This is a genomic window from Affinirhizobium helianthi, from assembly GCF_042680945.1.
GTDB classification, from domain to species: Bacteria; Pseudomonadota; Alphaproteobacteria; order Rhizobiales; family Rhizobiaceae; genus Neorhizobium; species Neorhizobium helianthi.
Genome location: NZ_JBHUEQ010000027.1, coordinates 52,486 through 78,958, shown reverse-complemented (window position 1 = coordinate 78,958; position 26,473 = coordinate 52,486). Strand labels below are relative to the sequence as shown.

The window sequence follows — 26,473 nt, the reverse complement described above, 5'->3', positions numbered from 1 at the left end:
TCCGTGCCGTCGCTGACGGTTCTATAGCTTAAAAGATCGATGGCGGCCCCGGCCGCTGTCGCCAGTTGAAGGGTAACAGGAAAACGATCATGACAATGATCCAATGTATCTCGCCGGTAGATGGTTCGATCTATGCCGAACGTCCGGCCATGAGTTTCGAGGCGGCGGCTGAGGCCGTTCAGCGGTCGCGCCGGGCGCAGAAAGACTGGGCGAAGCGTCCGCTGGAAGAGCGCGTTCAGCTCGTGATGAAGGGCGTGGCGCGTCTCAACGAGATGGCGGACGAGGTGGTGCCGGAACTGGCGTGGATGATGGGCCGCCCGGTGCGCTACGGCGGGGAGTTCAAGGGATTCAACGAGCGTTCCAATTATGTTGCGAATGTAGCTGCGGAAGCGCTGGCGCCGATCCAGATCGAGGACAGTGCTGCCTTTACCCGCCGCATTGAGCGGGAGCCGCATGGCGTCGTCTTCGTCATTGCGCCCTGGAACTATCCTTATATGACGGCCATCAACACAATCGCCCCGGCGCTGATGGCGGGCAATACGGTGGTCATCAAGCATGCGGCCCAGACGCTTCTGGTAGGTGAACGTATGGTGCGCGCCTTCGTGGAGGCAGGAGTGCCGGAGGATGTGTTCCAGAACCTTTTCCTGGATCATCCGACCTCCGAGAAGCTGATTGCGGCAGGCTCCTTCAACTTCATCAACTTTACCGGTTCTGTTGCCGGTGGCCGCGCAGTGGAGCGCGCTGCGGCTGGCACCTTCACCGGCATGGGGCTGGAGCTTGGCGGCAAGGACCCCGGCTATGTCATGGAAGATGCGGATCTCGATGCTGCCGTCGATACGTTGATGGATGGCGCGACCTATAATTCCGGGCAGTGCTGCTGCGGCATCGAACGGATCTACGTTCACGAAAGCCTCTATGATGCTTTCGTCGAAAAATCCGTCGCCTGGGTCTCGAACTATAAGCTTGGCAATCCGCTGGACAAGGAAACGACGCTTGGCCCGATGGCCAATGCGCGCTTTGCCAAGGTGGTGCGCGAACAGATAGCCGATGCGGTGGCCAAGGGTGCCAAGGCGCTGGTCGATCCGAAGCTCTTTCCGCAGGACGATGGCGGCGCCTACATGATGCCGCAGGTTCTGGTGGATGTGGACCATTCCATGGACTTCATGCGTGAAGAGACCTTCGGCCCTGCTGTCGGCATCATGAAGGTGAAGAGCGATGATGAGGCGCTTCGCCTGATGAACGACTGCAAATACGGGCTGACCGTATCGCTCTGGACCAGGGATGAGGAACGGGCCTCGCGCCTTGGTGGCGAGCTGGAAACGGGCACGGTCTTCATGAACCGCTGCGATTATCTGGATCCGGCGCTGGTTTGGACGGGTGTGAAGGAAACCGGCCGGGGCGGTTCGCTCTCCGTGCTTGGCTTCCATAACCTGACCCGGCCCAAGTCCTATCACTTCAAGAAAGCTTAAAGACCATGAATATCACCGCAAACTGGAGCTATCCCACCGCCATCAAGCTGGGCCGCGGCCGCATCAAGGAACTGGCGGATGCCTGCAAGTCGCTGGGCATGAAAAAGCCGCTGCTGGTTACCGATCGCGGGCTTGCCAATATGGCCATCACTCTCGGCGCGCTGGATGTGCTGGAGGAGGCAGGTCTTGGTCGCGCAATTTTCGCGGATGTGGATCCGAACCCGAACGAGAAGAATCTCGAAGCCGGCATCAAGGCCTTTCGCGATGGCGGACATGATGGCGTTGTGGCCTTCGGCGGCGGCTCCGGCCTCGACCTCGGCAAATGCGTCGCCTTCATGGTGGGGCAGACGCGGCCTGTCTGGGATTTTGAAGACATTGGCGATTGGTGGACGCGTGCCAAGGTGGAAGGCATCGCGCCCATTGTTGCTGTGCCAACAACAGCAGGCACCGGCTCCGAAGTTGGTCGCGCCTCGGTCATCACCAATTCCCAAACCCATGTGAAGAAAATCATTTTCCATCCCAAGTTCCTGCCCGGCGTTGTAATTGCCGATCCGGAGCTGACGGTGGGCATGCCGAAAGCGATTACGGCAGGCACCGGCATGGATGCCTTTGCCCATTGCCTGGAAGCCTATTGCTCTCCCTTCTTCCATCCCATGAGCCAGGGCATCGCGCTGGAAGGCATGCGGCTGGTCAAGGAGTTTCTGCCCCGAGCCTACCGCGAAGGAACTGACCTCGAAGCCCGCACCAACATGATGGCTGCCGCTGCCATGGGGGCCGTGGCTTTCCAGAAGGGGCTGGGTGCCATCCATGCGCTTTCGCACCCGATCGGTGCCGTCTATAACACCCATCATGGTATGACCAATGCGGTGGTCATGCCGCCGGTGCTGAAGTTCAACCGTGTGAAAATCGAGGAAAAGATCGAACGCGCCGCTGCCTATCTCGGCATATCCGGCGGCTTCGATGGTTTCTACGATTATGTGCTGAAGCTGCGTGCCGAACTGCATGTTCCGGAGAATTTGACAGCGATGGGCATTCAGCCAGACCGCATCGATGAACTGGCCGCCATGGCAATCGAGGATCCATCCTGCGGCGGCAATCCCGTGGAAATGACGCTGGAAAACACCAAGGAGCTTTTCCGCGCTTGTTTCTAAACCAAGCCATACGTTAACTTCTGAAGCCCGGCTTGTCCGGGCTTTTTGATTCAATGGCAGCGCGTAACCGGCTGAAATCTTGCGCTTTTGCAAATTTGAGAATGAATGGAATTAGCCAATGCAATTTCTATTAGGTAAGTTTAACGGCTCGTAAATTTACCGCTCGTTAACCATGATTGCTCAGAATTGTAGCATGAGCACAATGTAGCGGTGCTCGGTTGAGCGATGCGGCTCAAACACCGACGGGGACGCAAATAAATGCCAGTGATTTCTTTCGCAAATGCCAAGGGCGGGGCCGGCAAGACAACTGCGGCGCTCCTTCTTGCCACGGAGCTTGCCCATCAAGGACATCGCGTCACCTTGATCGATGGCGATCCGCAGCGTTGGATCAGCCAGTGGCATGAGATTTCGGGTGCAGTGCGCAACATCACCATTATCACGGAAGTCAGCGTGGCGTCGCTACACTGTCACCTGCGCGAAATGGCCAGCCAGACCGATTACTTCATTATCGATCTCGCAGGTGCCCGCGATGCGCTGGTCACGACCGCGCTCGGTCTGTCGGATCATGTGTTCATTCCGGTTCAGGGGTCCGCAATGGATGCCAAGGGCGCGGCGCAAATACTCGATCTTCTGGCCCAGATGAAGCAGAAGGGCGGGCTAGATATTGCCCATTCCGTCGTGCTGACGCGGGTGACGCCAATGGTGACCACCCGCTCGCTCGTTGCCATCAAGGGCTTGCTGGCGCAGCGCGGCGTGAATGTTCTGAATACGCCCATCGGCGAGCGCACGGCCTTCCGCGAGTTGTTCGAAACCGGCGGTACGCTCTACACGCTCGATCCGGCGAAAGTGTCCAACCTCGATAAGGCGCGGGAAAACAGCCGCGCGCTGGCCGATGAAGTGAAACGCCTGATGCCGGTGCGCGTCGTTCGCTCCGGCGTGGGCCGCGTGCTGAGCTTCAACCGCTCTGCCGCGTGAGCACGTATTCCACGGCATGAAAAAAAGGGGCGCCCGGAGCGCCCCTTTTTTGTTTCGGACATGTACTGCGTTCAGTCCACGAACTCCACCACCGTTCCGGGCTTCACCATCTTTGCCAGTTCGGTTGCATCCCAGTTGGTCAGGCGAATGCAGCCGTGGCTGTTCGTCTTGCCGATCTTGGATGGTTCGGGTGTGCCGTGGATGCCGTAGGTGGGTTTTGACAGGGCAATCCAGACCGTGCCGACAGGGCCGTTCGGACCTGGAGGGATCTGCAGGATCTTGTCGTTGTTCCCCTGTTTGAAATTGATCTTCGGATTGTAGGTATAGCCGGGGTTCAGCGCGATGCGCTGCACTGTATGCGTGCCGGTGGGCGAGGGCGTATCCGATGAACCGATGGTAGCAGGGTAGGCTGCGATCAGCTTGCCATCCGCGCCATAGGCGAAAACCTGTTTCTTTGCCTTGTCCGCAACAACGCGAACCACTTCACCGGTCTTGGCTGGGCCTGGATTGACGACCTTGATGATCGTGCCCGGGATCGTGAAATCCGCGCCCGGATTGAGCGACTTGAGGAAGCCTTCATCCATGTGGAAGCGCTCGGCCAGCGCTTCACTGACAGAAGTGAAGGACATGGCGGGAAGCTGCGCCTTGTGAGCGTAGTCATCCGGAATGGATGCGACATAGGGGCCTGCCGCATCTGCTGCCGTGATGGTGTAATCAACCATCGGCAGGCCGCCTTCGTAAGTGAGGCGCTGCATGATGTCTTCGGAATTGTTCGGGTCGAGCGTTTCGCCCGTCATATCCTGCCAGGCTGCAATGGCCTTGTTGACGTTGTCGCCCAGATGGCCGTCGATCACGCCCGGCGAGATGCCCTGACGGTCAAGAAAGACCTGCAGCGCCACGATTTCGGCCAGCGGCTTATTGGTAGGGGTGATAACCGGCTTGTTGCTGCGCGGCGCGAGATTGGGCTGAGGAAGAGGTTGCTCCAGTGCCCCGGTCTCCGCTCCATCATCCATGATCATGCCGTCATCGTTGAGAGGCAGACGCTCGATGGAGGCATCGCGACGGATGGTGCCGGTGATGTCTCCCGGTTCGCCGGGCCGATATTGGCGATAATCCTGATAGCCGCCTGCATTGGCCTGGCCATAGGGGTCATAGCCGTTTTGGGCCCGTCCGGGAGGGGGAGGATAGGCACCGGGAGCGCGACCATAGCTGTCGGCGCGAATTTCCGTGGCAATCACATTGCCCCAGCGATCGATGAAGACGCGGCGACCCATGCCGTCGCGGCTGATGGCAGCATCGCCGCCATCCGGCATGTAATCGAGAATGGCGCCATCCGGAGCAACCAGAACGGTGTCGGACGGCGCGCGAGCATAGCGCCCCTGGGCGGCGGCTGGCGTTGCCAGCTGCGTTCCCACAAGAGCAAGGATACTCAGGCTTGTAATGATGAAGCGCTTCACGTTATCACCGTTTTCAGAATTAAACGAAGAACGGCGAATCTGCCGTCCCGTTCCCCCAGATTATCGCGTTTTCTCAGACAGGCGGAATTTGACGCAAGTGTGGAAAAATAGAAAGTTAGGGTGAACGAAGGCTTAAATTCGTAGTTTCCTAACCGTCTTGGCAAATCACGGATCAGGGAGAAGATTGTGAAGGCGTTGTTCGCAGCCCGCGGCCCAAAGATTTATCTCGATCCCACCAGCGTTCTCGATATCGGCAGCTGCATCGTCAATGGCACGGATATCGCACCCGGACGCGCCATTCCCGATGATGGCGACCCGCGCATCGACCATTCCCTTGAGGGCTTTCTCTTTACCTGCGGGCCGGACCATATTCGCCATCCCGAGCCAATTGCGGGCGGCGAGGGGCGCTATCCTCTGCACGGCTCCTATTCGTCCCATCCGGCAGAAATTCTTTTCTGGGATGCTCAGGGGCAGGATGCCGAATGCACTGCGCGGGTTCCTGTGAAAACGGCGGACGGGGGAGAGGCGCTGCTGGAGCGCCATTGGCGCATCGATGGCGAATCGGGCGAGGTCTGTCTGAGCGACAAGGTGACAAATGTGGGAAAGGTCGCCTTTGCCAAGGTGCATATGTACCACATGAACATTGGTGCCTGGCTGTTCGATGAACAGGTCCGCCTGTCCGGGGCCATGTTGCAGGACGGAGGCTTTGCCTGGAACTTCGGGGAAGATCCGGGTGGTGTGTTTTGCGTTTCGGCGCAAAGGAAGGGCGAGGAGTGGGCAGAGGTCTCGCTTGGCCCTATCGCAGCACTTGGCGGGTTGACCTTGCGTGTTCGCTTTGCCACTGCCTCGCTGCCCTATTTGCAAATCTGGCGAAATCAAAAGGCACCGGCCCATGTTCTGGGCATTGAGCCTGTTTCGCACCGCTGGGTCAGCCGGGCCGAGCTGCAAAAATGCGGCGAACTCGAAAAGTTGAAACCCGGAGAGAGTGCTGAATACGGGCTTCGTTTCTCTTTCGTGTGATGCCTGCCGGCCAAGCTGCGATTGACGCCACTGCCGCACCGTCGTAATTGGAAAGCCTCGATTTTTCAGAGCCGGAGGCCGAACAATGGATATCCGCCAGATCAACGACGAATATTCTGTGACGGGGCAGATTACCCCCGCAGATCTCGATGACATAAAGGCCATGGGGTTCAAGTCCATCGTCTGCAACAGACCGGACGAAGAGGAGCCGGGCCAGCCAAGCTTTGCGGAAATCTCTGCGCGGGCCAAGGAACTCGGGCTTGAGATTGCCTATGTGCCGGTCGGTCGCATGGGCGTGGATGCGGATGCTGTTCGTGGCATGGTGGACGCACTGGACGACTTCCCGCGTCCGATGCTCGGCTATTGCCGTTCTGGCGCGCGCTCCACGGCGATCTATGAGAAGAGCCTGCATCTGCGCGGCTGATCCCTTCTATCTCCATTCATTTCTTGAAGCTCAATTCATTGGGGAGCATTTCCATGAGCATTAAGCGTATCGAACCCGGCAAGCGCATGAGCGGCGCCGTTGTGCACGGCAACACCGTTTATCTCGCAGGTCAGGTTGGTGAAGGCACCTCCGTTACCGAGCAGTCCAAGTCTGCTCTGGCGGAAGTCGATCGCCTTCTGGCTCTTGCCGGTTCGGACAAGTCCAAGATCCTCCAGACGATCATCTACCTCTCCGATATGTCCACCTTCGCCGAGATGAATGCTGTTTGGGAAGCCTGGATCGACCCGGCAAACCCGCCAGCACGCGCAACCAGTCAAGCTGCACTGGCGACGCCGGATTACAAGGTTGAGTTCATCGTCACGGCTGCGATCTGAATCCGTACCGAATGAAGTGATTCAAAAGCCCGCCGGATCGTGTTGATCCGGCGGGCTTTTTAGTGATTCTATCTAGGCAGTCTTGTCGCGAATCTGCGTCAGCGTGCGGGTCGGAGTGATGGCTTCCGGCGATAGCATGACTTCGATAATCGCGGGCTTGCCGGAAGCGCGGGCGCGCTCGAAGGCGGGGCCGAATTCGTCTGTTTTCGATACGCGCTCCCCATGGCCGCCATAGGCGGCGGCGAAGGCCACGAAATCCGGGTTCACCAGGTCGGTGCCGCTGACTCGTCCCGGATAATCACGCTCCTGATGCATGCGGATGGTGCCATAGGTGCCGTTGTTTACCAGCACGGTGATGATAGGCAGGCCATAGCGCACGGCGGTGATGAACTCCTGACCGTGCATCATGAAGCATCCGTCGCCTGCAAAGCAGATCACCTCACGCTGCGGAAACAATTGCTTGGCGGCAACTGCTGCTGGCAGGCCATAACCCATGGAGCCGGATGTTGGTGCAGATTGCGTGTTGTAAGCACGGAAGCGATGGAAACGGTGAACCCAGGTCGCGTAATTGCCAGCGCCATTGGTGAAGATGGCGTCGCGAGGAACATTCTCCTCGATCCAGTTCATGATCGGTCCCATATGCACATCGCCCGGGCCGGTTTCCGGCGGTGTCGACCAGCGCAGATAGGCATCGTGCATGGCGGCGCTGCGCTCCGCCCAGATTGGCAGGGCTGGTGGTTCCAGCTTGGAAATGGCGTCCACGAATTCTGCCGGGGCCGCGACGATGGCCAGATCCGGACGGTAGATGCGGCCAAGCTCTTCCGGGTCTGGATAGATGTGAATGAGCTTCTGTGAAGGATAAGGAATATCCAGTAGCGTATAACCGGAGGACGGCATTTCCGACATGCGCGCGCCGAGCATCACGATCAGGTCGGAATCCTTGATCTCCCTGGCGAGTGCGGGATTGATGCCAATGCCGACATCACCCGCGTAACAGGTGTGCATGTGATCGAACAGCATCTGGCGGCGGAAGGAGCAGCCGACAGGCACCCGGAATTTCTCCGCGAATGTGCGGAAGTCGGCCACTGCCTTTTCGCTCCAGCGCGTGCCGCCGAGAATGAACATCGGGCGCCGTGCTTCCCGCAGCATCTGCTCGAATGCCGTTACCTGGCCTGCACCGGGATGGCTTTCCACAGGCGTGTAGGGCTTTGCCTCCGGTGCCTCCACCATGTCGCGCAGCATATCTTCCGGCAGTGTCAGCACCACGGGTCCGGGACGGCCTGACGTTGCAACGGCGAAAGCGCGGGTGACGAATTCTGGAATGCGGCGGGCATCGTCAATTTCACCCACCCATTTTGCAAATTCGGTGAAGGCGCGACGATATTCGACCTCCTGGAAGGCTTCACGTTCACGGGCATCGCGCTGAACCTGGCCGATGAAGAGAATCATCGGAATGGAATCCTGCATGGCGACATGCAGACCTGCTGATGCGTTTGTGGCGCCCGGGCCGCGCGTAACCATGCAGATGCCCGGCTCGCCGGTCAGGCGACCCCAGCTGTCGGCCATCATTGCTGCGCCGCCTTCCTGGCGGCAGATCAGCACGTCGATACCGCTCTCATAAAGCGCGTCCAGGACAGCAAGATAGCTTTCTCCCGGTACGCAGGATACGCGCTTGACGCCATTTGCCTTGAGCGCTTCGACAATCAGTTCGCCGCCGGTTTTCATGCCTTTTTCCTCTTCTGGTCCCGCGCCTCAAGCTCGGCGAGAACGTCTTGCGTGTGCTGGCCCAAAGCTGGGCTTGGTCTGTGATAGACAAGCGGTGTCTCGGACAAAATGATAGGCGTCCGGACACCGGGGATGACGGTGCCATCCTCTGCCTCCAGGTCGATGCGCAATTCGCGCGCCTTCACCTGGGGATCCTCGAACATTTCATGGATCGCGTTGATGGGGCCGGCGGGAACGGCGTTCTCACCACAGGCCGCCAGAAGATCGGCCTTGGTCCAGCTGGCCGTCCGTTCAGTCACGGCCGCGCGGACATCTTCCCGATTGGCAACGCGGGCCTTGTTGGTGGCATAACGCGGATCCTGTGCGAGTGCTTCGAGGCCGAGGATCTTGCAAAGGCGTGAAAACTGCCCGTCATTGCCAACGGCCAGAATGAGATGGCCATCGGCTGTCGGCACCACTTCGTAAGGGCTGATATTGGGATGGGCATTGCCAAGCCGCACGGGCGACTGGCCCGATATCAGGTAGTTCATATTCTGGTTTGCAAGCACAGCGGACATGACATCGAGAAGGGCCATATCCACATGCTGGCCTTGTCCCGTCCGCAGGACATGAATGAGGGCTGCCTGAATGGCTGTCACGGCATAGATGCCGGTAAAGATATCGGCAATGGCAACGCCTGCCTTCATGGGTTCACCACCGGGTGCGCCCGTGATGGACATGAAGCCGGACATGCCCTGCACGATGTAATCATAGCCAGCGAGTTGCGCATAGGGGCCGTTCTGACCGAAGCCCGTAATGGAGCAGTAGACCAGACGCGGATTGATGGCGCGAAGGCTCTCATAGTCCAGGCCATACTTTTTCAGGCCGCCCAGCTTGAAGTTTTCGATGAGGACATCGGCATCTTCAACCAGCCTGCGAACGATGTCCTGTCCTTCCGGCGTGCTGAAATCGACTGCAATCGAGCGTTTGCCGCGATTGGTGGAATGATAATAGGCGGCGGAGAGATTTTCCCCGTCGATGCTTTCAACGAAAGGAGGCCCCCAGGCGCGGGTATCATCGCCGCCATTCGGGTTCTCGACCTTGATGACATCGGCACCCAGGTCTGCCAGCATCTGGCCCGCCCAGGGGCCAGCCAGAACTCGCGCCAGTTCAATAACCTTGATGCCTTTCAAGGGCGCCTGCCTGCTGCTCTCGTCGTTCATGAGTTGCACCCGTCCTGCCATTTGTTCCGCGTCATCAATCCATAGCGGCGCCTCACGCGCTCGGCACGTGAATTAAAGTCATGGCTCTATTCCGGTGCGTTAAGGGTGCCGTGCCTGAACGACGCCGTCTGCCCATTGGCAAAATTCCTGCATGGCAACGTCACGACCAAATTCGTTGAGGGTTTCATGGCGCATTTCCGGGTAGATGCGCTTGTGAACATTGGAGAAGCCCGCCTGTGCCAGCCGATGCGACAGCCAGGAAGTTGCCTTGGCCTTGTCGGTCGCAGGGTCCTGGCCGCCGCCGACGAGGTGGAAGGGCAGGGATTTCGGCAGGCGGTAGAGCCTTTCGCTTTCCGTGCCACGAAAGGTGAGGGCAAACACATCCAGCCACATCGAGACGCTGATGTCGAACCCGCAAAGCGGGTCTTTCTCGTAGGCTTCCACCTCATTCCGATCGCGGCTGAGCCAATCTGCCTGGCTTTTGAAATCGGGCATGGAACGGCCCCATGTTTCAAAGGTCAGCTTTGGCAGGATAAGGCTTGGCACATCCGAACCTTTCAGGGCCCGTTCGGTCTTCAGGACCCATTGTGCCACGCGTCCGAGGGCGCCGACGGCGAAATTCGAGTTCCAGATTGCCACGCCCGCATATTGACGGGGCTGATCCAGCACCGCATTCATTGCAATCAGCCCGCCCATAGAATGGCCGAACAGCAGGATCGGCAGGCCGGGATGTCTGCTTTGCGCATGATCAGCTACGGCTTTGACATCAGCCAATACTTTTTCGACGCCGCCACGTTCCGCAAACCGCCCCCGCACCGCATCTGGCGCTTTAGTCAGGCCATGGCCGCGATGATCATGGGCATAAACTTCATAGCCATTCGTCGCCATGAAGTCAGCAAAGCCAGCATAGCGCGCAGAATGTTCGGCAAGCCCATGGCAGATTTGCAGAATGGCTTTGGGTGCTTCCAGCGCAGGTTGATGGCGAGTGGCAAGTGTCGCGCCCGTTGGGCTTTGCAGTTCCTCGACTGTCGAAAACATCATTCCTCCGCAAACCGCTTGGTGCTGATCAAACTTGTGACGCCACCTATCGAAATTTGCAACGGCAGGGCTTGTTAATGCTTCAGAGAGGATGAAGAATTATTCTAGTTAAAATTGAAGATATTGATACTCTGGTTGTTTTTCATGTCTCAGCTTTTCAATGGTCGAAAGTCCCGCTCGGCTGAGAACATGAAGGGTGCACAGACCCGTCGCGGCCTGTTGTTTCTCGTCGCAGCAGCCACCTGGCTCGCGTTGATGGTCGGCGATATGTTGGATGCCCGATCGTATTTCGGCGATGTGGATGATGTGCTGCGCAAGGTGCAGATTCAGCAACTTCTTGCGCATGGCCACTGGTTTGATCTGACCATTCAGGGCGTTGATATGCCCGGCGGCTATGTTTCGTCTTGGTCTCGGATTGTCGATCTACCCTATGTCATTCTTGTCAAGCAGTTTGCCCTGGCGCTGCCTGAGGCACAGGCCCTGCATTTTAGCCTTGCCCTTTGGCCGTGCGTTTTAGGGCTTCTGTTCTGCTGGACGTGGGTGAACACGGCAGTGAAGCTGGGCGGTTCTCAGGTTAAGCTCCGCCCCATCCACATCGTTGCGGCATTTGCAATCATGCCATTCTCTCTATGGGAATTTTCTCCGGGGCGGATAGATCATCACAATGTGCAACTCGTTGCCTTAATTGTGCTGTGTCTGGGATTGGCCACCCGGTCCCGCACGGGTGGCGCTATCGGCGGTCTCTGTGTCGTGGTTTCGCTGTGCGTCGGGCTGGAACTCCTGCCTGTCATCGCCCTGTTGATGCTGGGCCTGTCGCTGGCATGGTGTTTCAATTTGTCCAATAGCCGGGATCTGCAACTTGGCTTTTGCCTCGGATTGATAATCGGGCTTTCGCTTTCGCCACTTTCGCGTGGGTTTGACAGCCTGATCTCAGCCGAATGCGATGTCTTTTCTGCGCCCTTTGCGCTGGCTTTGGCAGGGTATGCTGCAATCACCTCACTGGCTGTTTTTTATCTGGCAGGATGCGGGCCTCTTGTCCGCCTTTGCCTGCTGATAGTCAGCGGCTCATTTTTGATTGCTGTTATTTTCGCAGCTTATCCCGCCTGTCTGAATGGTCCTTATGGTTTCATCGATCCGACGGTTAAAAGCCTATGGCTTGACCGCGTGCAGCAGGAAAAATCGGTTCTTGAATTTTACCGGGATGACGAACTTTTCAAGGTCATTCTGCTCATTCCGCTGCCAATTGCACTTTTGGCAGCGCTTCCCTTCGTGCTTCGGCGGGTACGAGAGAAGGATGTGGTTGCGGCCTTGCTATGGAGCGCTGCGCTTTCGCTCACGCTCCTAGCCATTTTCCAGACCCGCTACATTCGCTTTCCGGCTGCGCTAACGATGCTGTTTCTGCCAATCGTCTGGCAGGAGTTGGAGGAGCAGAAAAAGCTGACGGCGAAATTGGCTGGCATCAGTGCTGTTTCTGTCGTCATCGCTGGTCTTTATGGAGCGTGGCGTTTTCCGGTTCAGCCGTTTCGGCCCGATGTTGTCGATTATCTTAGTATCAGCTTCTGCAAATGGAGTGCGACACAGGTGAAGGCTGATATTCCGCCGGGCCGCATTATCATGCCGATGGGCGACGGTTTGATGATGCTGGAGCAAATGCCAGATGGGCTGACAATCAACGCAATACCGTTTCATCGATCAGCCGAAGGCATGCGTTTGATGTATGATTTCTTTGCGGCAAATGATGAGGGCAAGCGTCGTGCAGCGTCCGAGCCGTTTGACTATGCTGCCGTCTGCCGTGCGCCGATCCTGCCATCCATTCCGAATGATACGGTGTTTGCGGCTTTGGGCAGGGGCGGGTCCTGGCCGGGCCTAGAGCCTGTGCTGGATGATGCGGCGAGGGGTTTGCGCGTGTTTCGCATCAATCACACAAAGTTTCGATAGGGTTTGATGGTTGCCCCCAACGGCGGATTCGCCTAAATAGCGGCAACTTTCCCATTCGACGCCGGAGCAATCGTCCTTATGGCACGTCAATTCATTTATCACATGGCCGGTCTGAACAAGGCTTACGGCAACAAGAAGATTCTTGAGAACATTCATCTGTCTTTCTACCCGGATGCCAAGATCGGTATTCTTGGTCCGAACGGTGCCGGTAAATCGACCGTTCTGAAGATCATGGCAGGCATAGACAAGGAATGGACCGGCGAAGCCTGGCTGGCTGAGGGCGCGACACTGGGCTATCTGCCGCAGGAGCCCCAGCTTGATCCTTCCAAGAATGTTCTTGAAAACGTGATGGAAGGGGTGGCCGACAAGAAGGCTATTCTCGACCGTTACAACGAATTGATGATGAACTATTCCGACGAGACGGCGGAAGAGGGCGCAAAGCTTCAGGACATCATCGACAGCCAGAACCTGTGGGATCTCGAAAGCCAGGTCGAAATGGCCATGGATGCCCTGCGGTGCCCACCCGGCGATGCAACGGTTGATAATCTGTCCGGCGGTGAAAAGCGTCGCGTTGCCCTTTGCCAGTTGTTGCTGCGCCAGCCAGACCTGCTTCTGCTCGACGAACCGACCAACCACCTCGACGCCGAGACAATCGCCTGGCTGGAAAAGCATCTGCGCGAATATCCGGGCGCCATCCTGATGGTTACCCACGACCGCTACTTCCTCGATAATGTCACGGGCTGGATTCTCGAACTCGACCGTGGCCGCGGTATTCCCTACGAGGGCAACTATTCCGCCTACCTGCAGGCCAAGGCAAAGCGCATGGCACAGGAAGACCGTGAAGAAGGTGCGCGCCAGAAGGCCCTTGCCCGCGAACAGGAATGGATTGCATCCTCGCCGAAGGCACGTCAGGCCAAGTCCAAGGCGCGTATCCGTGCCTATGACGAGCTGGTCAAGGCGGCTGAAGACCGCCGCCCCGGCGAAGCGCAGATCATCATTCCGGTCGGCGAGCGCCTTGGCAATGTCGTCATCGAAGCGGACAATATTTCCAAGACCTATGGTGACCGCGTCCTCTTCGAAAACCTCTCCTTCAAGCTTCCGCCGGGCGGCATCGTCGGTGTAATCGGCCCGAACGGTGCCGGTAAGACTACGTTGTTCCGGATGATCACCGGGCAGGAGCAGCCTGATTCCGGTTCCATCACCATTGGTGAAACCGTGCACCTCGGCTATGTCGACCAGAGCCGCGATGCGCTGGACGGCAACAAGAGCGTTTGGGAAGAAATTTCCGGCGGCAACGACATCATCAAGCTCGGCAAGCACGAGATGAACTCCCGCGCTTATTGCGGTGCGTTCAACTTCAAGGGTGGCGATCAGCAACAGAAGGTTGGCACACTCTCCGGAGGTCAGCGTAACCGCGTTCACCTTGCCAAGATGCTGAAGGCTGGCGGTAACGTCGTTCTCCTCGACGAACCGACGAACGACCTCGACACGGAAACGCTGGGTGCGCTCGAAGATGCGCTGGAAAACTTCGCTGGCTGCGCTGTTATCATCAGCCACGACCGCATGTTCCTCGACCGTCTTGCAACGCATATCCTTGCATTCGAAGGCGATAGCCATGTCGAATGGTTCGAAGGCAACTTCGAGGATTACGAGAAGGACAAGATCCGCCGTCTCGGTGCGGATGCCGTCAATCCCAAGCGTGTGACCTACAAGCGCCTGACGCGCTGATCGTTACCGACCCTTACGATTCTGGCGCCGCCCTTTGGGCGGCGTTTTTGTGTGTCAGAGATGACGAAGATGATTTAAGCCTTGCAAAACGCGCGCTAACCACATAAAGATATCTTTATATCTTGATTGTGGTGGATGCGGAAATGACGCTGGTTCTCGATAAACTGGTGGATGTGTTGAAGACGGCGGGTGAAACCACTCGCTTCCGTTTGCTCATGCTGTTGTCTGCCGGCGATCTGACTGTCAGCGACCTTACAGACATTCTTGGTCAGTCGCAGCCGCGGATCTCCCGCCATTTGAAGCTTCTCTCTGAGGAAGGGCTCATCGAGCGCTATCAGGAAGGGGCATGGGCCTATTTCCGTCTCTGTCGGGAGGGGGAGGCGTCCACTCTCGTTCGGCAGTTGCTGAATGCGGTGGATCAGACCGATCCCGTGCTGGTGAAGGATGATGAGCGCCTTGCGGAGGTGAAGCGCAACCGTGCAGAGCGTGCACAGGCCTATTTCAGCCGCAATGCGGCAGAGTGGGATGAGCTTCGTCGTCTCCATGTCAGCGATGAGCAGGTCGAAAACGCGCTCAGCAGTTTGATCGGCAGTGAGAAAATCGATGCCCTGCTCGATCTCGGCACGGGCACCGGCTGGATCCTGCAGCAATTCCAATCTCTCTATCGCCGCGCTGTTGGCATCGATGCCAGCCGTGACATGCTGGCGGTTGCGCGTGCCAACCTGGATCGCGCCGGAATCCTCAAGGCATCCATTCGCCACGGCGATATTTTCAATATCCCGGCAGAGGCCGGTGATTTTGATCTCGTGACCATCCATCAGGTACTTCATTTTCTCGATCAGCCGGAAAGGGCTGTGACTGAGGCGGCGCGCGTGCTGCGCCCCGGCGGTCGTCTCATCATCGTGGATCTGGCGCCGCATAGCCTGGATTATCTTCGTGACGAGCACGCCCATGTCCGTCTCGGTTTTTCCCATCAAGCCGTGCAGGAATGGCTGGAAAAGGTCGGTCTGCGCGTGGAGAATCTTCTGGATCTCAAGCCCGCAGGCACGAAGGGTTCGCCCTCTCTGACCGTTTCCATCTGGGTTGCGCGGGCACCGGTACAAGCAAGCCCGATCGAACAGCGCGAGAAGCACGACACTCTGACCACGGAAGCCGTTTCATGACCAATACGTCAGCCAACAAAGAGCCTTTTCGTATCTCGTTCGAGTTCTTTCCGCCCAAGTCTGCCGAAATGGAAGAGCAGCTTTGGCAGACGGTTGATGAACTTGGCCTCTATCAGCCGGATTTCGTTTCGGTGACCTATGGCGCGAGTGGAACGACAAAGCTTCCGACATTTGCAACGGTGGAAAGGTTGATTTCGCAGACAAACCTGCCCACTGCCTCCCATTTGACCTGTGTGGATGCCGACCGGGATGAAACGCATGACGTGATCCGCCAATTGCGTGATCTTGGCGTTCGCCACATCGTGGCGCTGCGTGGCGACCCTTCCAGCGGCATCGGCACGGCCTATGTCCCGCATCCGCATGGCTATGCCAATGCAGCGGCGCTGGTTGCTGCCCTGAAGGAAGAGGGTGGCTTTGAAATCTCCGTATCTGCCTATCCGGAAAAGCATCCTGAAAGCCGTGACGCGGCCGCCGATATCGACATGCTGAAACGCAAGGCCGATGCCGGAGCCGACCGGGCGCTGACTCAGTTCTTCTTCGATAATGACATGTTCGAGCGGTATCTGGATAAGGTGGTCGCCGCTGGTGTCAAAATCCCTGTCGTACCCGGCATCATGCCCATCCAGAATTTGACACAGCTGAAGCGGTTTGCCGGGCGCTGTGGCGCAAGCATTCCTTCATTCCTGGATGATCGCTTTGCGGGGCTGGACGATAAGCCTGAAGAACGCGCAGAGGTGGCCGCAGATGTCGCCGCTGAGCAGATTGAGGACCTCATTCGGCGCGGGGTGAACGAATTTCATTTGTACACGATGAACCGCGCACCATTGGTAACGGCGACGCTTTCGCGTCTTGGGCGCAAACCCGCAGCAGCCCATCAGGTGAGCGAACGCGCTCTCGTCTGAGAAAGACGAAGGCCCAATCCGGCTTTGCAGATTGGGCCCCGTTGGAAACTTCTAAGGCAATTGACGGAGTCTTGACTGAACCTCGGCTCCCGGTGCCCTTCGACGCTTAATCCTCATAATGTTGTCCGGATCTGCTCTAGATAAACAACATTGAAGCGACGAATACGAACGCTGCACCGACGAGAAGGACATTAAAGGAATGTGTTCGTCCCATGTCTGCCTCCTTGCGTTGACAGTGAGAATGTGGGGCATTTAAGCGCTCTTGAAAAGGAGATAATGTGCTGCGGTGCAGCGTGAGTGTGGCTCACATATTGTTAGTTTGATGCGCAAGTTATTGATTCACAACGATTTATTTGCGTTGTACTGACGGTAAACAGAAGATGAATTTTCTGTTTCCGATTGTTAAGAAGCGTCACATTTTGTGATACTTTGCTGCACCGCGGCAGTCATAATTGCTATTATCTCCTAAACGGTGACCACAAAAAAGCGCGGATTTCCCCGCGCTTTTTGCATGTCTTCTGGCTTGCTCAGAGAGAATCGAGGAGAGCCTGGGTGGGCCAGCCATCTGCGGCCATGCCCAGTCGCTTCTGCTCCTTCTGCACCGCCACGCGAGTGCCTGAGCCGAGAATACCGTCAATCTTTCCGACATCGTGTCCGCGTGCCTGGAGCTTGGTTTGCAGTGCCTTCATGCCGGCATCGTCGAGACCCGGTTCAGGTGTTCCCTTGAGGTAGGGCGGTGCGCCCGAAAGGCGGGTCGCAAAATAGGCGGCAGAGGTGGTGTAAATGAAGGACTGGTTCCATTTCAGGTATACGCCGAAATTGGGATAGGTGAGGAAAGCAGGGCCTTTGCGCCCCTGCGGCAGAACCAGCGCCGTTGGCAAGTCGCCGAACTTGGTATCGCCATCGCGCGGCTTTACGCCTAGCGCGAACCATTCCGAAGCAGGCATTTCGTTTCCAAGACCGGATTTTTCCCAGGGCAGGTTTTCAGGAAGCTCCACTTCCTGAAGCCATGGCTGGCCTGCCTGGAAACCCATTCCCTTGATGAAGGCAGCGGCTGTCAGAACCGCATCGGCGGCACTGGTCTTCACGTTGATGTGGCCATCTCCGTCGCCATCCGTGCCGTATTCGATAATGTCAGCGGGCAGCATCTGGACCTGCCCGATCTCCCCTGCCCAGGCGCCGGTATTGGTGGCAGGTTCGAGGTCACCGTGCTGCACCATCTCCGTCAGTGCAATCAGCTGCTTGCGGAAGATCTCCGGTCTGCGGCAATCGTGCGAAAGCGTGACGAGGGCATTGCGCGTGTTGAAGTCGCCTTGAACAGCACCGAAATCCGTTTCCATAGCCCAGAAGGCCGTCACCACGCCGGGCGCTACGCCAAACTCCTTTTCCATCCGTTCAAAGATGGGCGCGAGCTGCTTCAGCTTCTGGCGACCGATATCAAGCCGTGCCTGACTGACCGTGCGCTGCGAGAACTCCAGGAAGGTCTGGCGGAAAACGCCCTGTGCGCGATCCCGTGCAAGCACCTTCTGGTCGATCTGTGCACCATCAAGTGCTTTGTCCACCGCCTCTGCCGGAACGCCTTTGGAAACGGCTTCCGCCTTCACGCCAGCCAGAAAGGCTGGCAGATCGCCACCGCAAGCAACAGACGGCGTTGCAGGGGTTGCGGCGGAGGAAGGTGCCGCCTGTTGAGCGAGAGCTGTTGTGCTCAAGAGAGCGGGCAGGGTGAGTGTAAGTGCGATACGGCGCAAAAGGGCAGCAGACATCCGGTAATCCTCTGACGGACAAACGCGGTCATTCAGCAATTCATAATGGCCGAATGGAGGCGTTAAGAATGGCTGCGTTACACCAGTTCACAGCGAAAGATGCAAGCCAAACAAAGCTCGTCACGTCGATCAATTCGCAGCAATGACACTTGTTTGCGGTGAAGGTTTGGAGACGGCAGCCAGCCACTGTTTCCAGTTCTTTTCCGAGCCCGCAAACACATTGATATCTGTGCCACCCTTGATGCCGGGTACGACCCCCGTGGATGTGTATTGCCAGAAGGCCCAGCGCCGCCCCTCGTAGATCTTCTGGGGATGGGCTGCGACCGAGCGAACCCAGAAATGATAGTCCTGGAAGTGGCCAATCAGATTATCGCGATGGAAATCGACCGAGGTATAGATGATCGGCCGCTTGCCGTAATGGGCTTCCAGGCGATCCATGAAGCGCTGCATCTGGGCGCGCACGGTCTCCGGATCTGGCCGTGCCTTGCAGGTCTTGGAGGCGTGGTTCCATTCGACATCGATGACAGGCGGAAGGTGGGATGCGCTCTTGGGCACGTTTTGAATGAACCAGTCTGCCTGTTCATCTGCCGTCGAGCAGAAATAGTAGAAGTGGTAGGGCGCATGCGCAATGCCGGCAGCCATGGCATTGCGCCAGTTGGCGTCGAAGGTGGGATCGATCATATCCTTGCCTTCTGTTGCCTTGATGAAGACGAAGGCAATGCCGGATTTGCGCACTGTCATCCAGTCGATATTGCCATTCCATTTCGAAACGTCGATGCCGTGCACCTCGTGGCGATGGGGATGGTTCGCACCGAAATCCTGCGGGTCCGTGTCGTGAAATTTCGGCTTGCCGATGGATGCTGTTTCCAACAGATCGAAGCTTGTGGCGGTGCATCCGCTGATCAGCATGCAGGCGGCAAACAGTGCGGCGGATGGACGAAGCATGCAGATCCCGTCAAGTTAGCGTAAGGGGCAGCTTCCATGCCATGCAAAGCGACCACTTCAACATTAACCATAACGTCGTAAATAATCCGTTAGAGCAAGCGAAAAGCGAGCGGCTCAGATCCCCTTAGCCCTCCGGTTTGCGAAGGACCGCGTGCCAGGCATAGCCGCGATAGAGGCGCTCGAATGTGATGTCGCAGCCTGTTGCTGCCGCTTTCTGCCTGAGGACCTCTTCGAGATCTGCCCGTGGCGTAACGTGAAAGCGTGCCAGCCAATTCTGCAACAGTGTCCGGAACCAGGCGGGCAGTCCCTCCTGCTGGCCGAAATCCACGATATGCAGCGAGCCTCCCGGCGAAAGTGCCGCGAGTGACGCGTCAATTGCGCCGGTCCAGCCGGGGATCATGGAAAGCGCGTAGGAGATCAGGATCCGGTCGAAGCCGGTGGTGGAGAAATCCTGCGCCTGAAACTTCGTTGCATCAGCCACGCACAGGTGCGGCTTTGCCGATGCGCTGGCAAAATTCCTGCGCGTGCTCTGAAGCATCTGGGCTGAGATATCGAGACCATACAGGGCAGCCTGAGGATAGCGCTTGTGCGCAAGCAGGAGATTGCGGCCCGTGCCGCAACCAACCTCCAGAATCGTTTCGCCGGGGGCGAGGTGCAGATCGGCAATCGCCTTGTCACGCCCGAGAAGATAGTATTTTCGCGATAGATCGTAGATGTGCCGCTGATAGCGATACATGCGGTCCATGCGTTCGGCATGGTCGGTGTCGATGGCGTCGATCCGGCTCATGCGCGCCTCTCGTAAATATGGAAGCCGCCATAGATTGCCGAGCGATCCTGGAGGTTCAGCTCTTCCGAACGTGGTTGCAGGTAATTCCACTGCTCACGCAGGGCAGGGGAAATGCGCCCTTCAATGATGCTCTTTTCGGCGGCCGTTCTGAAAATGACGCGCGCTCCCGGCGTTGCGGTGCGGGTGATTTCGCTCCACAGCTCGTTCAGTTGCTGGTCGTTCATCCAGTCCTGGGCATCCAGAAGCACATAGCGATCGACAGTACCCGCCGATTTCGTCGTCAGCAGTTCGGTGAATGTGGCGTGATGCACTTCCACACGATCCGCACATGCGCGAATGGCTTCGTAATTTTCCTGTTTGAGATAGGCTGGCAGAACGCCTTCGTGTGGCTGCGGATAGCGGCGCACGAAAGCCTGCCAGGCAAAGGGGTTTTCCCGCAGCGGGAAATGGCAGGCGAGTTTTTCCAGTCGCTGCCGCAAGACGGGCGCAATAGATCCATCCGTCGCCAGGCTGGCCAGTTCATCATATTGCTGCGGCGGAATGCCAAGGCCGAAGAGCGAGCTTTTGCGGCTTGTAAGCCAGCGGATGGTTGGCTTGTCGAACAATGGTGCAATCTGCGTATCGAAGAAGTGCCGCTGTTCGCGCAGTGAGCGAGCCTGGGCAAGATCGGAAAGCTTGACCCCGTGGAGGCGGGCCAGAATGTGCCCTGCTGCGATGAAACGGCCCAGCAGGCCCGTGCGGTAGATGTTGCGGTTGAAAACCGCGATGCGGCGTCTGCCGGACAGCCCGCGTTTTTGCCAATAGCTGCGGGTAGCCGGATCCAGCTGGGGGGCAATCGTGTGCTGGAAGGCCGTGCTGTTGCCGCGCTCATTCTCCTGAGAGAGAAAACGCACCAGCTGCGGATGCGAAGGCAGGGCGCGGAAGGCTGCAAGCTTCAGCTTGTTCAAAGCAATGTGATGCGGGTTGAGATCGACCACATCGATTGCGGCTGGAGAGCGCGAGAGATAGGCCAGCATATTGCAGCCACCCGAACCGATGCAGACGATCCGGTGCCCTGCGGATAGTTCCATCGCTTCCATATCCACTTCAGGGTCTTCCCAGATCTGCGGATAGACGAGGCCGGAAAACAGCAGCCCGAACAGCCGCTCGGACAACCAGCTACTGGAAAAGCTCTGGTGTTGAAGCAGTGCCGTTTTGAGTTTGCCGTTTCGAAGGAAGCCAGCTTCCGGTGCAATTTCAGCCATAGACGAATCCCCGCCATATCTGGAGCTAAGAGCCAATATCGATGATAGGATCTGATTGTGCCGGAGCGTTTCTCGTGTTCGGCGCGGAGGAAACCACAGTCGGCCCCGTCGGTCTGGTGCGGATGTCTGACCAGCTGCAAAGGCAAAAAGCCCGCTCCTTCGGATGGGCGGGATTTCCTTCCCCGACGTTGTCACAATCCTCAAGCGATGCCGCTGGCACTGCTCCCCGGTGTGTTATGCGTCGGATGAAGGCCTGCGGTTCCACGCAATCTGTTCCTATCATCGACAATTGGTATTACGAGGCTGTAGACGCCGCCTGCTACAGTTTCATGACGTTGAAAACAGGGGGCATCAGCCGATTGATGCTTCCCACAGAAAGTAAATGCTGCTTGCATGCCCGCGCACATGGAGGGCATGGAATGGGTTGGATAAAGCGTCTTGCGAAACTCGCGCTGGTTATTGTTCTTGCCGGCTTACTGGGCGTTTCCGCCTGGCTTTATGCGGCGCCGCCGGAGCTGCTGCGCGTTGCCAGTGGATATGCTGCCAAGATCGTCTGCTCCAACGTCTTTATCGCCGGGCGCGATGCGCAGCAGGTGCTGGCGGATGATGTGCAGGCACCGGGGCACCCTCTTTTGAAATACATGAAGCTCGATGTGGACACGGCGCAGCGGACCGTCACAACCAGCCTGCCTGTCGGCATTGCCAAGCGCGTGGCCTTGTACCGTCCGGGCTATGGCTGCACGCTTCTTGGTGATGATGGTGCAATGCCTCCCGCGGTACCCGTTGCAGAGGTGCCGAGCAAGACACCGGAGGCGGGAGCGCTTTGGCCGGAAGGCGAGGCTGTGACCCTCAATGGGCGCCTTCAGGCCGTGATTGAGCAGGAGGAACTCGCCGGCCCAAATGCGCGCGCCATCGTCGTCGTCAAGGATGGGCGCATCGTCGCGGAACGTTACGGCACAGGTTTCAATGCCGCAATGCCGCTGCTTGGCTGGTCCATGACCAAGACCGTGAATGCAATGGTCATTGGTGCGCTGTTGGGGGAGGGAAGATTGGGGCTGGATGATAGTCAGCTTCTGCCTGCCTGGCAGAATGATTCACGCTCCAGCATTCGCTTGCGTGACCTTCTGGCGATGGAAGACGGCCTCACATTCAACGAGGATTATGGCACGGTCGATGACGTGACGAGAATGCTGTTTCTGGAGCCGGACATGGCACGCTATGGCGCGTCGCTGCCCGCAGATCAGCCGCCAGCCAAGGTCTTCAACTACTCCACAGGTACCGCCATTCTTCTCAGCCGCATCTGGATGAACAGGATGGGCGATAACGCGGCTGCCATCAGCTTTCCCAGGCAAGCCATTTTCGCGCCTCTGGGCATGAAGACCGCCACGCTTGAACTCGATGCCAGCAACACCTTTGTGGGCGGATCCTACATGTATGCCTCAGCACGAGATTGGGCGCGGCTCGGCCTGATGCTGGCACAGGGCGGCATGTGGGAAGGGACCCGCCTGTTGCCGGAGGGTTTCGTAGAGGACATGGGAGTGCCAAACGCAACGTCTGACGGTCGCTACTCCAAGCTCCAGACATGGCTTCCCAAAAACATGAAACTCGACCTGCCCGCAGGAAGCTTTCAGCTGAAGGGCCATGATGGCCAGAGCATGACAGTAATTCCCGCCAAGGGGATTGTGATCTTGCGGATGGGGCTGACGCCGTCGAAGCTGCGATATACGCCACAAAAGCTTATTCAGGCCGTTATGAACGAGCTGGGATAGGCTTGCCGCGGTTCCTGCCCGAAGGAACATGCTGGCCTTGTGTGTTCGCTCTGACGCAGACCCGACGCAAAGCGGTTCACGCTGTTTTGCGTTCGGGCTGCATCATCTTGTCATCGGAATATCTGAAACGAACAAAGGTGAGGCGTATATGCGTGGCAACGGCCCGAAAAAGCGAAAAGCCCGCTATGGAACGGGCTTCTCTCGAACAGACTTTGGCTCTGCTGCTTACGGCTTCAGGACGTGCAGCATGTCCTTGCGCTTGGCATCGTAATAATAGCCTCGCGCATAGAGCTTTATGGCATCGTCAGGCTCATTTTCGGCAACAAGCCACGCGCCACGAAGATACTTGATCGCATATTTCAGGTTGGTTTCGGCATCCAGCAGGCCCTGTGGAGTGCCTGTATAACCCATGGATTTTGCGGTGGAATACTTGATCTGCATGAGACCGAAGAAACCACGCTTGTTGAAGGCCTGCGGATCGTACTTGCTTTCGCGATGGACGACGCGATGAACCAGTGATTCTGGAACGCCGTAAAGTCCGGCGTAGCGCTTGATCAGCTTGTTAAGCTCTGGCGAACTCATGGCTGCCGTTTGCGGAATGGCCTCGCCGGGGGCTGGCGGAAAGAAGTCCGCCGACATGGCAGAAACCGGCTTTGCCGGGGCCGCATAGGCCACCATGTTGGAGGGCGCGCTTGGCGCAATTCGAGGGCGCGGGGTCGGGATTGCCGTGTAGGCTGCCGTCATCTCCTGCGGCAGCGCGGTAACCTGTGCGGAAGCCGGTGCTGCGAGCGAAGAGGGCGCGACAGCCGGAGCCGCCACCTTCGAGGTTGCCGTTGCCATGTTGATGGCCTGCAAGCCGGCGCTTTTGTCAACGGAGGTAGGGGCGACCGCAAGGGCGGGCGTCTGCATGGCAGCAGCCATCTGCTGTTCCTTGCCAGCGAGCGACGCAATCACGGCGTCATTTTGCGCGCGAATGGCCGAACTGCCGGTGGGAAGCGCGAGGGTGTAAACCCGTCCGCCTTTTTCCGCGACCTGCGTGATCGATCCTGTGGGAACGGCGACGGGTCCTGATGCGGCAGCGAGTTCAGGTGCAGAAACGGCCAGACGTCCTGTCTTGGCTGCTGCGCCGCCTTCTGCCGAAGCAGTCTGTTCGCCAGATTGAGACGGGGACTGTGGTTGTACAGCCGCTACATCTGCCTTTGCAGGTGTATTGGAAGCTGTTTGAACGCTTGAGCAGCTGGATACCGCCCCGCAGATTGCAGCCACCACGACCGTTTTCGAACCGATCAATCGGGTTATCGCCATCGTCTCACTTTCATGAAGATGAATGTTTCCGCCCGCCGGTCCAGGACCGCACTGCGACATCCATTAACGTAAGTTCACAATTGCGGCAAGCATCAATGACTTCATGCCGCGATTCTGCGGTAACCAGCCGTTACCGCCCTGCTGGCGATAAATCGCGTCGGTGCCTTGCGCGAGGCTTGAAATTGCTGATGAAAAGCCTTTGCTTTGCGGGCAGAGCGCGCAGCGAAAGCCACCTGTACAATGGGTGCCGCAAACGCCGCGAAAGCCATGGCGGTCAGGAGGTTCTGCGCCAATTCGATATGTGGAGAACTCGAATCAGCCATCTGCATGATCAGGGCGCAGAGGGCCAGAACCAGGGCCGGATGGACGTTTATCAGAGTTATATGAACCGCTGTTCTAAATGCGCCATTTCGGGGCAGGTTGTCGTTATCCGCAACCCTCAGCCGCAATCGCTGAACCTGTGCGCGCAAGATGAAAATGAAGAAAATCGCAATGCCGATCCAGTCAAAGGCTGCCTGCATGGCGGGTAACGCCAATCGGAGCCCGATCAAGGCTGCCACGGCCAAACCGCACGCAATGGCATTGCCCAGCCATAGGCCCGGCAAAAGCAAAAGCGCGCGGGTTTTCCCGCGCGCAATGCAATAATCTCGAACAGCATGGCCGGCTGCCGAAGGCAACAGCAAAGTGAGCAGGGACAAGGCTGCTGTTATCAGCATGGTCTCAATGCTCATTCTCTCCTCCCGAGCCGGAGAATCGCTTCTCTCCGGTGAACCTGTGAAGATCGTCTCTTCGATCAGGCCGGGCGGTAGGACTGTCCAATGTAATCCATTGTGTCCTTGAACCAGCCGACCGAAATATCGAAGTGCTTGCCTCCCTTGATACGCGGGAATTCGATCGTGCGCAATTTCCCATTCTGGTCCTCGTCGTGTCCGGTCACGCCGGAGACCTTGTTGAGGGCACTCTCGACAGCCAGATCAACCATGCTCTGGATCAGGCGCAGGTCATCGCCGTTCGCGGGGGCGGAGCGGGCGTAATAGCCTGATTTCTGCACCATCGAACGTTCTGCATTCAGAAGGGTTGCAAAATGCTTCTGGAACCAGTTGCCAACGTTGATGGTGTCAATCTTTACGTGACCGAAGGCATCGCGCTTGATGGTCTCGCCCGCAGCTTCACGTTCCGCGACGATGGTGTCGAGGCCCGCCCCTTCGGAGACGAACAGGGTCACGTAGCCGTGTTTATCCATGATGGCGCGCAGGCGTTCCGCCTCGGCTTCCAGATCGAAAGCCATCTCGGGCAGATAGAGCCCGTCGATGTTCTTCATCTGGGTGTTCATCATGAAGCCTTCGGCATATTCGTTGTTTTTCGTGTCTTGAATGTAGGCACGAGCGGTTGCGGCGGTCAGCCAGCCGCAGTGGCGGCCCATGACCTCGTGGATCACGAGCGTGCGCGGTGCAGCACTTTGTTCATTGCTCACATGATCGAAGAAATGCGCTCCGACCTCGGCAGCCGTCCAGGCGCCAAGCGACTGGCGGATCGGAACGACATCGTTATCGACAGTCTTCGGCAGGCCCACGACCGTCAGATCATAGCCGTTTGCGCCGAGATAGGCCGCAAGATCGGCTGCGGTCGTATTGGTGTCGTCGCCGCCAATCGTGTGAAGAATGGTGATGCCATCGGCAGCCAGACGATCTGCCGCGACTTGCAGCGCATTCTCGCCCTCCTTGATCAGTCCGCGCTTGACGCAGTCTGCCGTGTTGGTCAGCTTCACGCGGCTGTTGCCGATTGGCGAGCCGCCATAACGATGAAGAAGATGCGCGCGCTCACGCATATCGGCCGTGATTTCGATGCGGTCAGCCAGAAGCAGTCCCTGATAGCCGGAGCGATAGGCCACCAGTTCGATCTCGGGGGCAATGTCGCTGTAACGCTCGATCAATCCGCCCACCGCAGAGGAAAGGCAGGGAGCCAATCCGCCCGCCGTCAGCATCGCAACCTTCTGTCTGGCCATCGAACCTCCTTCGCACGCTCTGGTGCAGACCACTTGAAACCGGCGAATGGATGCGACACCGCGCCGCG

Annotated in this window: 22 protein-coding genes; 11 read left to right on the top strand and 11 right to left on the bottom strand. The window is 57.9% G+C overall.

All coding sequences use genetic code 11. From position 1 onward, the window contains the following. Positions 1-89: 89 nt before the first annotated feature. The 3 genes from ACFSE1_RS16145 to ACFSE1_RS16135 all read left to right on the top strand — a co-directional run bounded on the left by ACFSE1_RS16145 (position 90) and on the right by ACFSE1_RS16135 (position 3,595). Positions 90-1,469, top strand: coding sequence for an aldehyde dehydrogenase family protein (locus tag ACFSE1_RS16145; RefSeq protein WP_377403478.1), 1,380 nt, complete (start codon positions 90-92; stop codon positions 1,467-1,469). 5 nt (positions 1,470-1,474) lie between these two features. After that, positions 1,475-2,620 (top strand): iron-containing alcohol dehydrogenase, encoded by a 1,146-nt coding sequence (locus ACFSE1_RS16140; protein ID WP_377403475.1) that lies wholly within the window; start codon positions 1,475-1,477, stop codon positions 2,618-2,620. 258 nt (positions 2,621-2,878) lie between these two features. After that, on the top strand, positions 2,879-3,595 hold the full coding sequence (locus tag ACFSE1_RS16135) for an AAA family ATPase (protein ID WP_377403473.1): 717 nt from the start codon (positions 2,879-2,881) through the stop codon (positions 3,593-3,595). A 71-nt stretch (positions 3,596-3,666) separates the two neighbouring features. Here the strand turns inward: ACFSE1_RS16135 and ACFSE1_RS16130 are convergent, their stop codons facing one another. After that, the gene (locus ACFSE1_RS16130) at positions 3,667-5,052 is read right to left on the bottom strand and encodes a L,D-transpeptidase (protein WP_377403470.1); all 1,386 of its coding nucleotides are present in this window, start codon (positions 5,050-5,052) and stop codon (positions 3,667-3,669) included. A gap of 186 nt (positions 5,053-5,238) precedes the next feature. Here ACFSE1_RS16130 and ACFSE1_RS16125 point away from each other — a divergent pair, with 186 nt between their 5' ends. From ACFSE1_RS16125 to ACFSE1_RS16115, 3 genes are all read left to right on the top strand, one after another. Next, a complete protein-coding gene (locus tag ACFSE1_RS16125) occupies positions 5,239-6,072 on the top strand; it encodes a DUF4432 family protein (RefSeq protein WP_377403467.1) in 834 nt (277 codons plus the stop codon). Between the two features lie 85 nt (positions 6,073-6,157). Continuing rightward, positions 6,158-6,496 carry a protein tyrosine phosphatase family protein gene (locus ACFSE1_RS16120; protein ID WP_377403463.1) on the top strand — a complete coding sequence of 113 codons (339 nt, stop codon included), beginning with the start codon at positions 6,158-6,160 and terminating at the stop codon, positions 6,494-6,496. 53 nt (positions 6,497-6,549) lie between these two features. After that, positions 6,550-6,891: a RidA family protein gene (locus tag ACFSE1_RS16115; RefSeq protein ID WP_377403459.1), complete on the top strand. Its 342-nt coding sequence runs from the start codon at positions 6,550-6,552 to the stop codon at positions 6,889-6,891. Positions 6,892-6,963: 72 nt separating this feature from the next. On the opposite strand, the gene ACFSE1_RS16110 is transcribed toward ACFSE1_RS16115, so the two are convergent. From ACFSE1_RS16110 to ACFSE1_RS16100, 3 genes are all read right to left on the bottom strand, one after another. Continuing rightward, positions 6,964-8,616, bottom strand: a complete 1,653-nt coding sequence (locus ACFSE1_RS16110; RefSeq protein ID WP_377403456.1) for a thiamine pyrophosphate-binding protein — start codon at positions 8,614-8,616, stop codon at positions 6,964-6,966. Continuing rightward, positions 8,613-9,818, bottom strand: coding sequence for a succinate--glutarate CoA-transferase (caiB, locus tag ACFSE1_RS16105; protein ID WP_377403453.1), 1,206 nt, complete (start codon positions 9,816-9,818; stop codon positions 8,613-8,615). The genes ACFSE1_RS16110 and caiB overlap by 4 nt, the downstream gene beginning before the upstream one ends. Positions 9,819-9,917: 99 nt before the next feature. Beyond that, positions 9,918-10,856 (bottom strand): alpha/beta hydrolase, encoded by a 939-nt coding sequence (locus tag ACFSE1_RS16100; RefSeq protein ID WP_377403451.1) that lies wholly within the window; start codon positions 10,854-10,856, stop codon positions 9,918-9,920. 144 nt (positions 10,857-11,000) lie between these two features. Between ACFSE1_RS16100 and ACFSE1_RS16095 the strand changes: the two genes are divergently transcribed. The 4 genes from ACFSE1_RS16095 (at position 11,001) to metF (ending at position 16,587) form a co-directional block, all read left to right on the top strand. Further along, a complete protein-coding gene (locus ACFSE1_RS16095; protein WP_377403449.1) occupies positions 11,001-12,794 on the top strand; it encodes a hypothetical protein in 1,794 nt (597 codons plus the stop codon). Between the two features lie 78 nt (positions 12,795-12,872). Further along, entirely contained in the window at positions 12,873-14,522 is a 1,650-nt protein-coding gene (ettA, locus tag ACFSE1_RS16090) for an energy-dependent translational throttle protein EttA (RefSeq protein WP_377403447.1), read from the top strand. A gap of 143 nt (positions 14,523-14,665) precedes the next feature. Beyond that, positions 14,666-15,685, top strand: a complete 1,020-nt coding sequence (locus ACFSE1_RS16085; protein ID WP_377403445.1) for an ArsR/SmtB family transcription factor — start codon at positions 14,666-14,668, stop codon at positions 15,683-15,685. Next, positions 15,682-16,587: a methylenetetrahydrofolate reductase [NAD(P)H] gene (gene metF, locus ACFSE1_RS16080; protein WP_377403443.1), complete on the top strand. Its 906-nt coding sequence runs from the start codon at positions 15,682-15,684 to the stop codon at positions 16,585-16,587. Before ACFSE1_RS16085 ends, metF begins: the two co-directional genes overlap by 4 nt. A 527-nt stretch (positions 16,588-17,114) precedes the next feature. Here metF and ACFSE1_RS16075 read toward each other — a convergent pair. From ACFSE1_RS16075 to ACFSE1_RS16060, 4 genes are all read right to left on the bottom strand, one after another. Further along, on the bottom strand, positions 17,115-18,350 hold the full coding sequence (locus ACFSE1_RS16075) for a lytic murein transglycosylase (protein WP_377403441.1): 1,236 nt from the start codon (positions 18,348-18,350) through the stop codon (positions 17,115-17,117). Positions 18,351-18,479: 129 nt separating this feature from the next. Continuing rightward, a complete protein-coding gene (locus tag ACFSE1_RS16070) occupies positions 18,480-19,295 on the bottom strand; it encodes a glycoside hydrolase family 25 protein (RefSeq protein WP_377403439.1) in 816 nt (271 codons plus the stop codon). Between the two features lie 124 nt (positions 19,296-19,419). After that, the gene (locus ACFSE1_RS16065) at positions 19,420-20,082 is read right to left on the bottom strand and encodes a class I SAM-dependent methyltransferase (protein ID WP_377403437.1); all 663 of its coding nucleotides are present in this window, start codon (positions 20,080-20,082) and stop codon (positions 19,420-19,422) included. Beyond that, the gene (locus ACFSE1_RS16060; protein ID WP_377403435.1) at positions 20,079-21,326 is read right to left on the bottom strand and encodes a BtaA family protein; all 1,248 of its coding nucleotides are present in this window, start codon (positions 21,324-21,326) and stop codon (positions 20,079-20,081) included. Before ACFSE1_RS16060 ends, ACFSE1_RS16065 begins: the two co-directional genes overlap by 4 nt. 419 nt (positions 21,327-21,745) lie before the next feature. Between ACFSE1_RS16060 and ACFSE1_RS16055 the strand changes: the two genes are divergently transcribed. After that, a complete protein-coding gene (locus tag ACFSE1_RS16055; protein WP_377403433.1) occupies positions 21,746-23,095 on the top strand; it encodes a serine hydrolase domain-containing protein in 1,350 nt (449 codons plus the stop codon). A 225-nt stretch (positions 23,096-23,320) separates the two neighbouring features. Here the strand turns inward: ACFSE1_RS16055 and ACFSE1_RS16050 are convergent, their stop codons facing one another. The 3 genes from ACFSE1_RS16050 to ACFSE1_RS16040 all read right to left on the bottom strand — a co-directional run bounded on the left by ACFSE1_RS16050 (position 23,321) and on the right by ACFSE1_RS16040 (position 26,405). Beyond that, entirely contained in the window at positions 23,321-24,400 is a 1,080-nt protein-coding gene (locus ACFSE1_RS16050; protein WP_377403431.1) for a transglycosylase SLT domain-containing protein, read from the bottom strand. A gap of 101 nt (positions 24,401-24,501) precedes the next feature. Then, on the bottom strand, positions 24,502-25,131 hold the full coding sequence (locus ACFSE1_RS16045; RefSeq protein WP_377403429.1) for a hypothetical protein: 630 nt from the start codon (positions 25,129-25,131) through the stop codon (positions 24,502-24,504). A 62-nt stretch (positions 25,132-25,193) separates the two neighbouring features. Further along, positions 25,194-26,405 (bottom strand): pyrophosphate--fructose-6-phosphate 1-phosphotransferase, encoded by a 1,212-nt coding sequence (locus ACFSE1_RS16040; RefSeq protein ID WP_377403427.1) that lies wholly within the window; start codon positions 26,403-26,405, stop codon positions 25,194-25,196. Positions 26,406-26,473: the final 68 nt, after the last annotated feature.